Here is a 13,826-nt window from a genome sequence, read left to right as displayed (position 1 = left end):
TCCAACGCCTAGACAAGCCTCGCCTTTGCGAAGTCCACTCGAAGCGCGTTAGTCTGCCGGACGGCGCGGGGGCGCGACCAGGAGACCATCGATGACGTCCCGCACGAGGGCGGTCGGCAAGACCTTCGGCGCCGGCCTTTCCGCCCTGGCGCTCCTGACCGCGACGCTTTCCGCGACCCTGGCCCCGATCAGCGCGGCCCACGCCCAGGACGGCATGTCGCTGATCCGCGACACCGAGATCGAAGAGATCCTGCACCGCGAGGCCGACCCGATCTATGCGGCGGCGGGCCTCGATCCCAAGACCGTGCGCATTCTGCTGGTCGGCGACAAGGAACTGAACGCCTTCGCCACCCAGGGCCTGATGATGGGCCTCAACACCGGCCTGATCCTGCAGACCGAGACGCCCAACCAGCTGAAGGGCGTCATCGCCCACGAAACCGGGCACCTGGCCGGCGCCCACCCGTTGCGCTCCGACGAGATGATGAAGGCCGGCCTCAAGCCGATGATCCTGACCATGGGCCTGGGCGTCCTGGCCGCCCTGGCCGGCGCGCCCGACGCCGGCGCGGTATTGTTCGGCAACGCCAGCTATTTCGGCACCCTGGGCGCCCTGGGCTACAGCCGCGAACAGGAATCCCGGGCCGACCAGGCCGGCGCCAACTTCCTGGAGACCACCGGCCAGTCGGGCCGCGGCCTCGTCGAGTTCTTCGACAACTTCCGCTACCAGGAGGTCTTCGACCAGTCGCGGCGCTTCGCCTATTTCCGCAGCCACCCGCTGTCGTCCGACCGCATCGACGCGCTACGGGCCAAGGTCGAGCGCCTGCCGCACTACGACGCCGTCGACAGCCCCGACGAGCTGGCCGAGCACGAGATCATGAAGGCCAAGCTGGAGGGCTTCATCAACCCGCAGACGGCCCTGATCAAGTACAAGGAAAGCGACCGCGGCTTCCCGGCTCGCTACGCTCGCGCCATCGCCTATTACCAGATGAAGGAGCCCGACCGGGCCCTGCGCATCCTCGACGCCCTGATCTCGGAGAACGAGAAGAACCCCTATCTGTGGGAGCTCAAGGGCCAGATCCTGTTCGAATTCAACCGCGTGCCCCAGGCCGAGGAGCCCCAGCGCCGCTCGGTGGCGCTGAAGCCCGACGCCGCCCTGCTGCGCATCAATCTGGGCCAGACCCTGATCGGCCTCGACGACCCCAAGAAGATCGAGGAAGGCGTCGGCGAGCTGAAGCGCGCCCTGGTCAATGAAGGCGACAACGCCGTCGCCTGGCGCCTGCTGGCCCAGGCCTACGACAAGCAGGGCAAGGACGGCGACGCCCGCCTGGCCACCGCCGAGCAGTATTTCAACCTGGGCGCCGTGCGCGAGGCCCGGGTGTTCGCCATGCGCGCTCGCGAGCTGCTGCGGAAAGACACCCCCGAGTGGCGGCGCGCCACCGACATCGTGCTGGCCTCCAAGCCCAGCGACCAGGACCTCAAGGCGCTCGCCAAGGAAGGCCTGAATTGACCCCCGCCTGTCATATCGAGATCTGAATGTCCCCTCGCCGTCCTCTCGCCCTCGCCGTCGCCGGTCTCGTCCTGTCGGCCGGCATGGCCGCCTGCAGCCAGCCGCAAAGCGCGCCCCCGAAGGTCGATGAAGCCTTCGGCAAGAAGGTCCGCGCCTATCTGCTTGAGCACCCCGAGGTGCTGCTGGAAGTCAGCGCCAAGCTGCAGGAGAAGCAGGAGGCCGAGGCCCGGGCCAAGTCGCTGGGCGCGATTTCCCAGCACCGCCAGGCCATCGAGCGCGATCCGCGCGACTTCGTGGCCAATCCCAACGGGACGATCACCGTCACCGAGTTCTTCGACTACAAGTGCGGCTACTGCAAGCTGGCCGCGCCGCAGATCGTCGAGATCATCGAGAAGAACCCCGACGTCCGCTTCGTCTTCAAGGAGTTCGTGATCTTCGGCCCTGATTCGGAGATCGCCGCCCGCATGGCCATCGGCGCCCAGCAGCAGGGCAAGACCCTGGCCGTCTACAAGGGCATGATGGCCGAGAAGAGCCTCGACGAGGCCGCCGTGACCCGCATCGCCAAGGCCGCCGGCGTTGACGTCGAGAAGGCCAAGGCCGACGGCCAGGCCCAGACGGTCACCCAGCAGTTGCAGGACGTCCAGGGCCTGGCCCAGGCCCTCCACATCGAAGGCACCCCGGCCTTCATCGTCGGCGACAAGATGATCCCCGGCGCCGACATGCAGGCGCTGAAGCTGGCCATCGAGGAAGCGCGGATGGCTGCCAAGAAAAAGGGGTGAGGCCCTTTAGATCCTCCCCCTCTGGGGGAGGTGTCCGCGAAGCGGACGGAGGGGGGCCGTTTTCAGCCGCCGCTGAGTTTGGCCCCCTCTTCATCCAACAATTCCATCGTCATCCCGGCCGCAGCGAAGCGAAGAGCCGGGACCCAGGGGCCGCCGCGGAACGCCTGCAATTCCTTGGGCGAAGAACCCGACTGCTGCACTCTCCGCCCCTGGGTCCCGGATAACGGCTTCGCCGTTTCCGGGATGACGAGATTTGGGGAACTTTGGCTTAAGCTAGATCAACCCGCCAAGCGGCGAGCTCGGATCGGCGTAGAGCCGCTTCTGCATCCGCCCGGCCAGATAGGCCTCCCGCCCGGCGATCACCGCATGCTTCATGGCCTTGGCCATGCGGATCGGGTCCTTGGCCTCGGCGATGGCGGTGTTCATCAGGATGGCGTCGCAGCCCAGCTCCATGCCGATGGCCGCGTCCGAGGCCGTGCCGACGCCGGCGTCGACCAGCACGGGCACGCCTGCGTTCTCGACGATGATCCGCAGGTTCACCCGGTTCTGGATGCCCAGGCCCGAGCCGATCGGCGCGCCCAGCGGCATGATCGCCACCGCGCCGGCCTCTTCCAGCTTGCGGGCGTAGACCGGGTCGTCCGAGCAGTAGACCATCACCTGGAAGCCGTCAGAGACCAGCAGCTTCAGCGAGCGCAGGGTCTCTTCCATGTCCGGATAGAGGGTCTTGGGGTCGCTCAGCACCTCCAGCTTCACCAGGTCCCAGCCGCCGGCCTCGCGGGCCAGGCGCAGGGTGCGCACGGCGTCCTCGCCGGTGAAGCAGCCCGCGGTGTTAGGCAGATAGGTGAATTCGCTCGGCTTGACGTAGTCGACCAGCAGCGGCTGGTTCGGATCGGTGAGGTTCACCCGGCGCACCGCCACGGTGACGATCTCGGCCCCGGCCGCGCGGGCGGCGGCGGCGTTGGTCGCATAGTCCTTGTACTTGCCGGTGCCCACGATCAGGCGCGAGCGGAAGGTGCGGCCGGCGACGGTCCAGGTTTCTTCAGCCTCAGCGGCCGGGGCGGCGGATTCGGGGGAGACGTGCGCGTTCATCCGGCCGGTTTACGCCTGGGCAGGCGCGGATTCAAATCCGTAGAGGTTCCGCCACCCGTTTCCTCTCCCCTTGCGGGAGAGGGTGGCCTGCGAAGCAGGTCGGGTGAGGGGTCTCTCAGATCTCAAAGCCGCGTGCAGTGGTCAGGCGGGGCGGAGCGTCTCCCATCCTAGAAACCCCTCATCCGTCGACTTCGTCGCCACCTTCTCCCGCAAGGGGAGAAGGACCTGGAAATCACCCCCCCCCGATGAACGTCACGATCTCGATCCGGTCCCCGTCCGCCAGCGCCGTATCCGCATAGAGCGAGCGCGGGGCGATCTCGAGGTTGCGTTCGACCGCCACCTTGCGCGCGTCCAGGCCAAGGGCGGCCACCAGATCGGCGATGCTGGCGACGCCGTCGAATTGGCGGTCTTCGCCGTTCAGTAGAAGTCTCATCTCACCTCCGAAGCGAGGCATGCTTGTGACGCGAGGGAACCGGCTATACAAGACCTCCGGAATCGACGGCGGAGCCGAATGGTCAAACCGATCCATGTGCTGAGCGGGCCCAATCTCAACCTGTTGGGAACGCGGGAGCCCGAGATCTACGGCAAGGACACCTTGGACGACGTGCGCAAGCGCTGCGAAGCGCGGGCCGCGGCCAGGGGGCTTTCCGTCGTGTTCCGGCAGAGCAATCACGAAGGCGTGCTGATCGACTGGGTGCAGGAGGCTCGCACCGAGGCCAGCGCGCTCGTGATCAATCCGGCGGGTTATGGACATACCTCCATCGCCCTCCTCGACGCCCTGAAGACCTTGAACATCCCGGTCATCGAGTGTCACCTGTCGAACCCTGCGGCGCGGGAGGAGTTCCGTCGCCACACCTTCGTTTCGCTTGCCGCGACGGGCCTGGTCTCGGGCTTCGGCGCTGCAAGCTATGAACTGGCCATCGAGGCCGCCGCCGGACTGATCAGCGCCGACTGACGTCCGCGCTCCCGGCCCAGAACCATAAGGTACGAGTCAATGTCCAATCCGAAGGCCCCCGAGACGGTCGAAGCCCCGTCGATCGACGCCCGCCTGGTTCGCAAGCTGGCCGACATCCTGAAGGACACCGGCCTGACCGAGATCGAGGTCGAGCACGGCGGCCTGAAGATCCGCGTCGCCCGCGAACTGACCGCCGCCCCGGTCGCCACCTACGTCCAGGCCGCGCCGGCCGCTGTCGCCGCCCCGCTGGCCGCCCCGGCCGCGCCCGCCGCCGAAGCCCCAGCCGCCGCCCCGGCGCCCGCCGCCGTCCGTGGCGACGCGGTGAAGTCGCCGATGGTCGGCACCGCCTATCTCTCGCCGCAGCCGGGCGCCGACGCCTTCATCAAGGTGGGCGACACGGTCAACGCCGGCCAGACCCTGCTGATCGTCGAAGCCATGAAGACCATGAACCCGATCAGCGCCCCCAAGGCTGGCAAGATCGTCGAGATCCTGGTCGCCGACGCCCAGCCCGTCGAGTTCGGCGAGCCGCTCGTCGTCATCGAGTAACGATCATGTTTGACAAGATCCTGATCGCGAACCGGGGCGAGATCGCGCTCCGCGTTCACCGCGCCTGCAAGGAAATGGGCATCGCCACCGTGGCGGTCCACTCCGAGGCCGACCGCAACTCGATGTGGGTGCGCCTGGCCGACGAAAGCGTCTGCATCGGCCCCGCCTCGGCCGCCAAGAGCTATCTCAACATCCCGTCGATCATCGCCGCGGCCGAGATCACGGGCGCGCAAGGGATTCACCCGGGCTACGGCTTCCTGTCGGAGAACGCCCGCTTCGCCGAGATCGTCGGCGCGCACGGCTTCACCTTCATCGGTCCCAAGCCCGAGCACATCCGGATGATGGGCGACAAGATCACCGCCAAGCAGGCCGTGAAGGACGCCGGCATCCCGGTCGTTCCCGGCTCGGACGGCGGCGTCTCGACCGAGGAAGAGGCCTTCGAGGCCGCCGACAAGATCGGCTTCCCCGTCCTGATCAAGGCCGCCTCCGGCGGCGGCGGTCGCGGCATGAAGGTCGCCCAGACCCGTGAAGACCTCGCCGAGGCCGTGGCCACCGCCCGCGCCGAGGCCCGCGCCGCCTTCGGCGACGACACGGTCTACATGGAGCGCTACCTCCAGAAGCCGCGCCACATCGAGCTGCAGGTCATCGCCGACAGCCACGGCAACGTGGTGCACCTGGGCGAACGCGACTGCTCGCTGCAGCGCCGCCACCAGAAGGTGCTGGAAGAGGCCCCCTCGCCGGCCCTGTCGCCCGAAGGTCGCGCCAAGATCGGCAAGATCGTCGTCGATGCGGTCAAGGCCATCGGCTACCTCGGCGTCGGCACCATCGAGTTCCTGTGGGAGAACGACGAGTTCTTCTTCATCGAGATGAACACCCGCCTGCAGGTCGAACACCCAGTCACCGAAGCCATCACCGGCATCGACCTGGTACGCGAGCAGATCCGCATCGCCGCGGGCCTGCCGCTGTCGTTCACGCAGGAAGACGTGGTCTTCGAAGGCCACGCCATCGAGTGCCGCATCAACGCCGAGAACGCCCGCACCTTCACGCCCTCGCCGGGCACGGTGACGGACTTCCACGCCCCCGGCGGTCTGGGCGTTCGCCTCGATTCGGCGATCTACACCGGCTATGCGATCCCGCCCTACTACGACAGCCTGATCGGCAAGCTGATCGTCCACGGCCGCGACCGCGAGGAGTGCATCGCGCGACTCAAGCGCTGCCTGGGCGAAATGGTCGTCGGCGGCATCGAGACCACGATCCCGCTGTTCCAGGACCTCCTGGTGCAGCCCGACATCCTGGCCGGCGACTACGACATCCACTGGCTGGAACGCTGGATCAAGTCGCAGGGCTGAGGCCTTAATGTCTTCGCCGGCTCCCGCACACCGGGAGCCGGCGGATGACGCTCGGAGCGTGATCGCCGAAAGGGAATGCCGGTTTCGGCGGCCATCACGCTCTGAAGGCTCAAGGATCGACTGAACCGCCCATGGACGACGCCTTCGGCCTCGACGACCTCGTCGCCTGCTACGAACGCGGCGTCTTTCCCATGGCCGACGCTCGCCATGACGAGCGCCTCTTCCTCATAGACCCGCAATGGCGCGGCGTGCTGCCCCTCGAGGCCATGCACGTGCCCCGTCGCCTGGCCCGCACCGTCCGCGGCGAGCCCTTCGAGGTCCGCGTCGACACCGCCTTCGACGCCGTGGTCGAGGCCTGCGCCTCCTCGCGTCCCGGACGGCTGGAGACCTGGATCAACGCCCCGATCCAGAAGATGTACGGCATGCTCTACGCCGCCGGCCGCGCCCACAGCGTCGAGTGCTGGAAGGACGGGCAGTTGGTCGGCGGGCTCTACGGCGTCTCGTTGGGCGCGGCCTTCTTCGGCGAGAGCATGTTCTCTACCGCCCGCGACGCCAGCAAGGTGGCGCTGGTGCACCTGGTCGGCCGGCTGCTGGTCGGCGGCTACAAGCTGCTGGACACCCAGTTCATCACCGACCACCTGGCGCAGTTCGGCACGCAGGAGATCTCGCGCGCCGACTACAAGCGACGGCTGTCCAAGGCCCTGCTGGCTGAATCCGACTTCTACTTGCTGGGACCGGCCGCGACCGGGGCCGACGTCTTGCAGGCGATAAGCCAGGCGTCATAGACCGGATGCTCTAGCGGGTTCAGGCCCGGCGAACTGGCGTACATCCAGCCCTTGAACACCTGGCGTCCGGGCGGCGCGGCGCGCCCCGGCAGGGCTTTCGGCTGGGTGTCGATGGTCAGGTAGGCGATCTGGTCGGGCGCGACCTCGTCGGCGGCCGTGGCCTCGCAGGCCCGCACCGTGAAGACCAGTGTCTTGTAACGGATCGGCTGCCCCACCGGGACCTCGAAGCGCATGGTCTCGGTCGTGACCTTGTCCAGCGCCTGGATGATGGCCACGCCATAGCGGCCGCGCTTGGCGGGCTCGACGGGCTTGGCGGGAGCGGTGGCGACGGGCTTGGCCGGCACGGGCTCGGCGGCCGGCGGCGGCGAAGGCTCGGGCGGCGGCGCGACGGTGGTCGGCGCGGCCTGCTGGACCGGCTTGGGCGCCGGAGCGACCGGAGCCGGCTGGGCCGCTGGCGGCGTCACGGCCACGGGCGGCTGCTGCACCTGCCGCGCCTGCTGCGGAGCGGCCTGCAGCGCCCAGGCGGCGCCGACGGCGAACGGGACTGCGGCGACCAGGATCGCCGCGCCCTGCAGGCTGCGCCGCTTGAGGCTCATCTTATTCCGGCGACCAGGACTGATAGTCGCTGGTGGCGACGGCGCGCTCGCCGCCGCGGCCGATGGCGCCCTTCGGACGCCAGGCGTGGACGGTGCCGGTCAGGTTCGGAAGGTGGTCCTTCTCCCAGGCGCGGCGCTTCAGCGGAACTTCGGTCGGCGGCTCGTCGAAGGTGTAGTGCAGCCAGCCGCTCCAATCGGGCGGAACCTTGGACGCCTCGGCATAGCCGTCATAGATCACCCAACGACGCTTGCGGTCGTCGTAGCTGTCCTTGTTGTCCCGGGCTTCGAAGTAGCGGTTGCCGAATTCGTCCTGACCCACGAACACGCCCCGACGGGAAATGTGGAAGCGCTGACCCAGGGTCGCACCATTCCACCACGTGAAGATCGCTTTCAGCACTGCGCGGCATCCATCTGGCAAAGGCCTTCGCGACCGAAAAAGCGCGGCGCGAAGCGGGCGGACTATAGGTCGCCGCGCCGCCAGCGTCCAGCCGAGGCGACGCGACACGCGACTTCAAGATGTTGTGGACAGGCGTGTGGACAGCCCCAACATCTATTGATGGTTACCGACCCACGGTTTAGGGTTGACACCATGACGAAGCACCCGCCGCGGAATCGGCCCATGCGCTTTGAACGACTCCTCACCGGCCAAGCGCCGGAAATCGACCTGCGCGAGATCGAGCGGCCCGACCGCTTCGTCGAAACCCTGGCTCCGCTGGGCTGGACCGACGCGCGCGTCGAGGCCTGGCTGGACTGGGCCGACACGGCCGCGCCGGGCGAAGCCGATCCGGAAATCGCGCTGGACGGCGCCCCCGAGCGCTATGCCGCGCGCCTGGCCAAGGCCGGTCGCGAGGCTGGCCTGTTCGCCTCGGAAAACGACGCCCGCGCCTTCGCTGCAGATCTGGTCGACAGCCTGCTCGCCGGTCTGGCAGCGCCCGCCGGGGCGGCCCCCCCCCTGCCCGCGCCCCTGCCGATCTCGGCCATCGAGTTCCGCGCCGCCGCCGCCGAGCATGTCAGCCAGGCTCGCGCCGGCCGCTTGGCGCTGGAAGCCGCCGCCCAGTTGGAAGCGGCCCTGACCGCCGTGTCCGACGCCGTCCTGCGCTGCGAGGGCGACGCCCGGGCCTGCGCCGATCCCGCCCGCAACGTCGCCCTGACCCGCGCCGCCCAGCGCGCACGTCTGGCCGGCGCCAGCGACGCCAGCATCGCCGACGCCGTCGCTTCGGCCGGCGCCGCCGGCTTCTCCACGCCGCTGCGCGAGCCGGCCCGTCCGACACCGCTTCTAGGCTTGGCCGAACCGGCCGACGTCGCCGCCGGCGATGACGCCTCGGCCTTGGCCGCACGAGCCAGTTGGGAGACTGGCGCCCTGGTGCTGGCCCTGTCGCCCGCCGACGCCGATCACCTGTCCGCCGGCGCGGCCGCCCGGGTCGCCGTCAACGCCGCCGTCTTCCTCGGCGACGAAGGTTTCGACGCGGCGGGCTTCCGCCACGTCGTTCGCCTGTGGACAGTGGCCCTCGAACTGGAACGTCCCGCCGACGGCGCCGTAGCGCTGAGCCTGGCCGGCGTCGGCGACTGGCTGCTCGCCCAGGGCCTGTCGCCCGCCACGCTCGCCGGACAGCAAGCCGCCGCCGCGCTGTGGGCCCTGGCCGCCGGCGAGGCCCTGGCCGCCTCGGCCGAGGTCGCCCAAGCCCTCGGCGCCGCCGAGAGCTTCACCGCCGATCGTCAGCGCATCACGACCGCCCTCGCCGATCGCGCCGCTCTGGCCGCCAAGCTAGACGCGCCCCTGGCCGTCGAGGCCGCCGCCGCGCTGGAACACGCCGTGATCGCCGTGCGTGCCCATGGCCTGCGCGGGACCGGGATCGTCGCCGCCTTCGAGGAGGCCGAGACCGCCCTGCGCCTGGGCGCCAAGCCGGGCCTGGACGGCGCCTGGAGCCTCGTTCAGGCAGCCGAGACCCTCGACGGCGTGGCCGTGCGCCAACTGTCGGGCGCGGCGCAAGCCGCCTTGCTCGCCGTCGGCGGCGATCTCGACGCCGCGCGGCTGCACGCCCTGGGCGCCGGCTCGCTGGAAGACGCGCCGGGCCTGGACCATCGCGCCCTGGCCGCCGTCGGCTTCACCGGCCACGAGATCGGCCTGGCCGAAGCGGCCCTGCGTTCGACCGGCGACTTGCGCGCGGCCTTCGCTCCCGCCGTCGTCGGCGCGGATTTCCTCAGCGACGTTCTGGGCGCGCCCGCCGAGGCCCTGGCCGATGCGGCGTTCGACACCCTGGCCTTCGCCGGCTTCGCGCCGGAGATCATCGCCGCGGCGCAAGCTCACGCCGTCGGGACCGGACAGGTTCATGACTGCCCCGCCCTGACGCCGGACGCCCAGGCCCTGTTCCGCGCCTTCGAGGCGCCGAGCCAGGCCGACCGCATCGCCTTCACGGCCGCCGTCGAGGCCTTCGCCTGCGCGCCGTCGCCGCTGGCCCTGGTCGCGCCGTTCGACGCCCGCCCCAGCGACCTGCTGCGGCTGCAAGCCTCGGCCGCCCGCGCCGGCGTCCGCGCCCTGCGGCTGTCGCGCGCCAAGGCCCCGGTCGGCTTCACCCTCGCCCTGCCCGAAGCCCCCGCCGAAGCGCCGCGCGCCCGGCCGCCGGAGCCGATCGTCACCGAGCGGGTGGTCGAGAAGGTCGTCGAGCGCCGGCGCGAGCGCCGCAAGCTGCCCGACCGCCGCAAGGGCTATATCCAGAAGGCGGCCGTCGGCGGTCACAAGGTTTACCTGCATACCGGCGAATACGAGGACGGCGAGGTCGGCGAGATCTTCATCGACATGCACAAGGAAGGCGCCGCCTTCCGGTCGTTGATGAACAACTTCGCCATCGCCGTGTCGCTGGGTCTGCAGCACGGCGTGCCGCTGGACGAGTTCGTCGACGCCTATGTCTTCACCAAGTTCGAGCCGGCCGGGCCGGTGACGGGCAACGACTCGATCAAGTCGGCGACCTCGATCCTCGACTATATCTTCCGTGAACTAGGCGTCTCCTATCTGGGCCGCGACGACTTGGCCAACGGCGACCCGCAGGAGTTCGACGCCGACGGCCTGGGCCGGGGCAAGACCACCGCCGAAGCCGAGGGCGAGACCGAGGATCCCGCGCCCCTGCCCGCCTCGAAGTTCATTTCCAAGGGCTTCTCGCGCGGCGCCACGCCCGACAATCTGGTCTTCGCCGCCTTCGGACGCCGCAAGGGCGAAGAGGCCAAGACCAACGCGGCGGCCGACCAGGCCGACATCTGCCCGGCCTGCGGCGACGTCGCCCTGAGCCGCAAGGGCGGGCTGGTGGTCTGCGAAAGCTGCAACGGCCAGGCCGAGCGGCCTTCTCCGCGCGGCTGACGCCCAGTTTTTGGCGCGGGGCTTGCTGCGATGACGGCAAGCCTCGTATGTGGCCCCTCTCTTCGCCAAGGACGCGTGCCGAAATGAAACCGCAGGCCCTCCTCGCCGCCGCCGCGCTGTCGACCCTGGCCCTGGCCGGTCCCGCCCTGGCGCAGAACGCCGGCCAGATCGAGCGCGTGCGCCGCGGGGCCGACTGCCCCAAGTGCAACCTCTTCCAGGCCGACCTGTCGGGCCTGACCCTGAAGGGCAAGAACCTGGCCGGCGCCCGCCTGCGCCAGGCCGACCTGTCGCTGGCGGTGATGGGCCGCACCCGCTTCACCGGCGGCGACCTGCGCGACGTCAACGCCTATGGCGGCGTGTTCGGCGGCGCCAGCTTCGCCCGGACCAACCTGACCAACGCCACCTTCGTCGGCGCCTATCTGGAAGGGGCCAGCTTCGCCGGCGCCGACCTGTCGGGCGTCAACTTCTCAGGCGCCGAGATGGACCGGGCCGTCGGCCTTTCGCAAGCCCAGCTGAACCGCGCCTGCGGCGACGCCTCGACGACCCTGCCGCGCGGCCTGTCGATCCCGCGCTGCCGCTAAGCCCTATTCCCTTCCAAAACGAAGAAGCCCTCCGAGCCTTGCGGCCGGAGGGCTTCCTTTTTGAGCGTTGTAGACCGCCTTACACCTTGATCGGCGGGGCGGTGCGGATGTGCAGTTCCTTGAGCTGCTTGTCGAGCACGTTGGCCGGGGCGTTCATCAGGAGGTCCTGGCCCTGCTGGTTCAGCGGGAAGGCGATGACTTCGCGGATGGCGACCTGCTCGGCCAGCAGCATGACGATGCGGTCGATGCCGGGGGCCAGACCGCCGTGCGGCGGGGCGCCGAAGCGGAAGGCGTTGAGCATGCCGCCGAACTGCTCCTCGACCACTTCAGGACCGTAGCCGGCCAGCTCGAAGGCCTTGAGCATGATCTCGGGCTTGTGGTTCCGGATCGCGCCCGAGCACAGCTCGTAGCCGTTGCAGACGATGTCGTACTGGAAGGCGCGGATGGTCAGGGGATCCTGGCCTTCCAGGGCTTCCAGACCGCCTTGCGGCATCGAGAACGGGTTGTGCGAGAAGTCGACGCGCTTCTCGTCCTCGTTCCACTCGAACATCGGGAAGTCGACGATCCAGCAGAACTTGAACTGCTCCTCGGCGACCAGCTTCAGCTCGGTGCCGACGCGGGTGCGGGCCAGACCCGCGAACTTGGCGAACACGGCTGGATCGCCGGCCACGAAGAAGGCGGCGTCGCCTTGGCCCAGGCCCAGGCTTTCCATCAGGGCCTGGGTGGGTTCACCCAGGTTCTTGGCGATCGGGCCGCCCCAGGCGCCCTGGTCTTCCGACCAGAACACGTAGCCGAGGCCCGGCTGGCCTTCGCCCTGGGCCCAGCTGTTCATGCGGTCGCAGAAGGCGCGGCTGCCGCCGGTCGGGGCCGGGATGGCCCAGATGGCGTTCTTGGCGTCGGCGCCGAGGATCTTGGCGAACAGGCCGAACCCGCCGTCACGGAAGTGCTCGGAGACGTCGGCCATCTTGATCGGGTTGCGCAGGTCCGGCTTGTCGCTGCCGTACCAGGCCATCGACTGGGCATAGGTCAGGCGCTCGAAGCCCTTGTGCTCGAAGGTCTGGCCAAAGTCGTTGGTGAAGGTGTGGGCCTCGCTGATCGGCGAGACCGGCTTGCCCGAGCCGAACTCCTCGAAGATGCCGTGCATCACCGGCTCGATGGCCGCGAACACGTCTTCCTGGGTCACGAAGCTCATCTCGACGTCGAGCTGGTAGAACTCGAGCGAGCGGTCGGCGCGCAGGTCTTCGTCGCGGAAGCACGGGGCGATCTGGAAATAGCGGTCGAAGCCCGAGACCATCAGCAGCTGCTTGAACTGCTGGGGCGCCTGGGGCAGCGCGTAGAACTTTTCGGGGTGCAGGCGCGAGGGCACCAGGAAGTCGCGCGCGCCTTCCGGCGAGCTGGCCGTCAGGATCGGCGTCTGGAACTCGTTGAAGCCCTGGGCGAACATGCGGTTGCGGATCGACTGGATCACCCGCGAGCGCAGCACGATGTTCTTGTGCAGGGTCTCGCGGCGCAGGTCGAGATAGCGGTGCTTGAGGCGGATCTCTTCCGGATAGTCCGGCTCTCCGAAGACCGGCAGCGGCAGCTCGTCGGCGGTCGATAGCACCTCGACGTCGGTGACGCGGATCTCGATCTCGCCGGTCGGCAGGTTGGGGTTCACGACGCTGGCGTCGCGGGCCACGACCTGGCCATCGACGCGGATGACGCTCTCGGCGCGCAGGCGCTCGACGATGGCGAAGCCCGGGGTCTCCGGGTGCAGCACCAGCTGGGTCAGGCCGTAGTGGTCGCGCAGGTCGATAAAGACCAGGCCGCCGTGGTCGCGCTTGCGGTGGATCCAGCCCGACAGACGCACATTGGCGTTGGTGTCGCTGGCCCGAAGAGCGCCGCAGTTATGGGTGCGATAGGCGTGCATCGTGGTCATGAAAGGCTTTGAAACGCGTTGATTTGCAAGGCGCGGAAAGGCGCATGCGGGGGCGTTTATGTCAAGGATTCTGGCGAGTTTCATCCTTCTCCCCTTGCGGGAGAAGGTGGTGCCACTCGCGAGGAACCTCCCCCTGTGGGGGAGGCGATCGCGCAGCGATCGGTGGGGGGGAGTTGGTGCGAAATTGGCCGACGCCTCGGAAGCTGAGAACGTCCCCCCACCGGCCTTCGGCCGCCTCCCCCACGGGGGGAGGTTCCTTAGACGCGCGACTTCTCATGCTCACGCGGTGAACCGCTGAGGGGATGGAGAGGGCGCGGGGCGTCCGGGCTGCGCCCGGATATGTGAGTTTTGAATACCGTTTCGACGAAGCCA

General features: G+C 69.0%; 14 protein-coding genes. 8 read left to right on the top strand and 6 right to left on the bottom strand.

What is annotated here, in order from left to right:
- Window positions 1-91: 91 nt before the first annotated feature.
- Window positions 92-1,504, top strand: coding sequence for a M48 family metalloprotease (locus tag I4Q42_RS07800; RefSeq protein ID WP_198575506.1), 1,413 nt, complete (start codon window positions 92-94; stop codon window positions 1,502-1,504).
- Between the two features lie 26 nt (window positions 1,505-1,530).
- Window positions 1,531-2,283, top strand: coding sequence for a DsbA family protein (locus tag I4Q42_RS07795; RefSeq protein WP_198575505.1), 753 nt, complete (start codon window positions 1,531-1,533; stop codon window positions 2,281-2,283).
- A 62-nt stretch (window positions 2,284-2,345) separates the two neighbouring features.
- On the opposite strand, the gene I4Q42_RS25930 is transcribed toward I4Q42_RS07795, so the two are convergent.
- The 3 genes from I4Q42_RS25930 to thiS all read right to left on the bottom strand — a co-directional run bounded on the left by I4Q42_RS25930 (window position 2,346) and on the right by thiS (window position 3,805).
- Window positions 2,346-2,483 (bottom strand): hypothetical protein, encoded by a 138-nt coding sequence (locus tag I4Q42_RS25930; RefSeq protein ID WP_232792967.1) that lies wholly within the window; start codon window positions 2,481-2,483, stop codon window positions 2,346-2,348.
- Window positions 2,484-2,556: 73 nt separating this feature from the next.
- Window positions 2,557-3,372, bottom strand: a complete 816-nt coding sequence (locus I4Q42_RS07790) for a thiazole synthase (RefSeq protein ID WP_198575504.1) — start codon at window positions 3,370-3,372, stop codon at window positions 2,557-2,559.
- Between the two features lie 232 nt (window positions 3,373-3,604).
- A complete protein-coding gene (gene thiS / locus I4Q42_RS07785) occupies window positions 3,605-3,805 on the bottom strand; it encodes a sulfur carrier protein ThiS (RefSeq protein WP_058346516.1) in 201 nt (66 codons plus the stop codon).
- Window positions 3,806-3,883: 78 nt separating this feature from the next.
- Here thiS and I4Q42_RS07780 point away from each other — a divergent pair, with 78 nt between their 5' ends.
- The 4 genes from I4Q42_RS07780 (at window position 3,884) to aat (ending at window position 7,007) form a co-directional block, all read left to right on the top strand.
- Window positions 3,884-4,327: a type II 3-dehydroquinate dehydratase gene (locus tag I4Q42_RS07780; protein ID WP_198575503.1), complete on the top strand. Its 444-nt coding sequence runs from the start codon at window positions 3,884-3,886 to the stop codon at window positions 4,325-4,327.
- A 39-nt stretch (window positions 4,328-4,366) separates the two neighbouring features.
- Window positions 4,367-4,873 (top strand): acetyl-CoA carboxylase biotin carboxyl carrier protein, encoded by a 507-nt coding sequence (gene accB, locus I4Q42_RS07775; RefSeq protein ID WP_198575502.1) that lies wholly within the window; start codon window positions 4,367-4,369, stop codon window positions 4,871-4,873.
- A gap of 5 nt (window positions 4,874-4,878) precedes the next feature.
- Window positions 4,879-6,222 carry an acetyl-CoA carboxylase biotin carboxylase subunit gene (gene accC / locus I4Q42_RS07770; RefSeq protein WP_198575501.1) on the top strand — a complete coding sequence of 448 codons (1,344 nt, stop codon included), beginning with the start codon at window positions 4,879-4,881 and terminating at the stop codon, window positions 6,220-6,222.
- A gap of 131 nt (window positions 6,223-6,353) precedes the next feature.
- Window positions 6,354-7,007, top strand: coding sequence for a leucyl/phenylalanyl-tRNA--protein transferase (gene aat / locus I4Q42_RS07765; RefSeq protein WP_198575500.1), 654 nt, complete (start codon window positions 6,354-6,356; stop codon window positions 7,005-7,007).
- On the opposite strand, the gene I4Q42_RS07760 is transcribed toward aat, so the two are convergent.
- Both I4Q42_RS07760 and I4Q42_RS07755 read right to left on the bottom strand, forming a co-directional pair.
- The gene (locus tag I4Q42_RS07760; protein WP_198575499.1) at window positions 6,944-7,603 is read right to left on the bottom strand and encodes a DUF2155 domain-containing protein; all 660 of its coding nucleotides are present in this window, start codon (window positions 7,601-7,603) and stop codon (window positions 6,944-6,946) included. The two genes, aat and I4Q42_RS07760, sit on opposite strands and share 64 nt — an antisense overlap.
- A gap of 1 nt (window position 7,604) precedes the next feature.
- The gene (locus I4Q42_RS07755; RefSeq protein WP_198575498.1) at window positions 7,605-8,000 is read right to left on the bottom strand and encodes an NADH:ubiquinone oxidoreductase subunit NDUFA12; all 396 of its coding nucleotides are present in this window, start codon (window positions 7,998-8,000) and stop codon (window positions 7,605-7,607) included.
- Between the two features lie 222 nt (window positions 8,001-8,222).
- Between I4Q42_RS07755 and I4Q42_RS07750 the strand changes: the two genes are divergently transcribed.
- Window positions 8,223-10,955 (top strand): TSCPD domain-containing protein, encoded by a 2,733-nt coding sequence (locus I4Q42_RS07750; protein ID WP_198575497.1) that lies wholly within the window; start codon window positions 8,223-8,225, stop codon window positions 10,953-10,955.
- Window positions 10,956-11,038: 83 nt separating this feature from the next.
- The gene (locus I4Q42_RS07745; RefSeq protein WP_198575496.1) at window positions 11,039-11,536 is read left to right on the top strand and encodes a pentapeptide repeat-containing protein; all 498 of its coding nucleotides are present in this window, start codon (window positions 11,039-11,041) and stop codon (window positions 11,534-11,536) included.
- 79 nt (window positions 11,537-11,615) lie between these two features.
- Here the strand turns inward: I4Q42_RS07745 and aspS are convergent, their stop codons facing one another.
- Entirely contained in the window at window positions 11,616-13,454 is a 1,839-nt protein-coding gene (aspS, locus tag I4Q42_RS07740; RefSeq protein WP_198575495.1) for an aspartate--tRNA ligase, read from the bottom strand.
- Window positions 13,455-13,826 lie beyond the last annotated feature (372 nt).

This window comes from Caulobacter hibisci (assembly GCF_016135805.1).
Classification (GTDB): domain Bacteria; phylum Pseudomonadota; class Alphaproteobacteria; order Caulobacterales; family Caulobacteraceae; genus Caulobacter; species Caulobacter hibisci.
This window is presented reverse-complemented; position numbering and strand designations above follow the sequence as displayed.

What these genes read in the sequence shown, in the direction of transcription:
- I4Q42_RS07760 (WP_198575499.1), bottom strand. Translation starts at nt 7,603, where the DNA reads ATGAGCCTCAAGCGGCGCAGCCTGCAGGGCGCGGCGATCCTGGTCGCC.
- I4Q42_RS07750 (WP_198575497.1), top strand. Translation starts at nt 8,223, where the DNA reads ATGCGCTTTGAACGACTCCTCACCGGCCAAGCGCCGGAAATCGACCTG.
- aat (WP_198575500.1), top strand. Translation starts at nt 6,354, where the DNA reads ATGGACGACGCCTTCGGCCTCGACGACCTCGTCGCCTGCTACGAACGC.
- I4Q42_RS07800 (WP_198575506.1), top strand. Translation starts at nt 92, where the DNA reads ATGACGTCCCGCACGAGGGCGGTCGGCAAGACCTTCGGCGCCGGCCTT.
- I4Q42_RS07780 (WP_198575503.1), top strand. Translation starts at nt 3,884, where the DNA reads ATGGTCAAACCGATCCATGTGCTGAGCGGGCCCAATCTCAACCTGTTG.
- thiS (WP_058346516.1), bottom strand. Translation starts at nt 3,805, where the DNA reads ATGAGACTTCTACTGAACGGCGAAGACCGCCAATTCGACGGCGTCGCC.
- accB (WP_198575502.1), top strand. Translation starts at nt 4,367, where the DNA reads ATGTCCAATCCGAAGGCCCCCGAGACGGTCGAAGCCCCGTCGATCGAC.
- I4Q42_RS07790 (WP_198575504.1), bottom strand. Translation starts at nt 3,372, where the DNA reads ATGAACGCGCACGTCTCCCCCGAATCCGCCGCCCCGGCCGCTGAGGCT.
- accC (WP_198575501.1), top strand. Translation starts at nt 4,879, where the DNA reads ATGTTTGACAAGATCCTGATCGCGAACCGGGGCGAGATCGCGCTCCGC.
- aspS (WP_198575495.1), bottom strand. Translation starts at nt 13,454, where the DNA reads ATGACCACGATGCACGCCTATCGCACCCATAACTGCGGCGCTCTTCGG.
- I4Q42_RS07795 (WP_198575505.1), top strand. Translation starts at nt 1,531, where the DNA reads ATGTCCCCTCGCCGTCCTCTCGCCCTCGCCGTCGCCGGTCTCGTCCTG.
- I4Q42_RS07745 (WP_198575496.1), top strand. Translation starts at nt 11,039, where the DNA reads ATGAAACCGCAGGCCCTCCTCGCCGCCGCCGCGCTGTCGACCCTGGCC.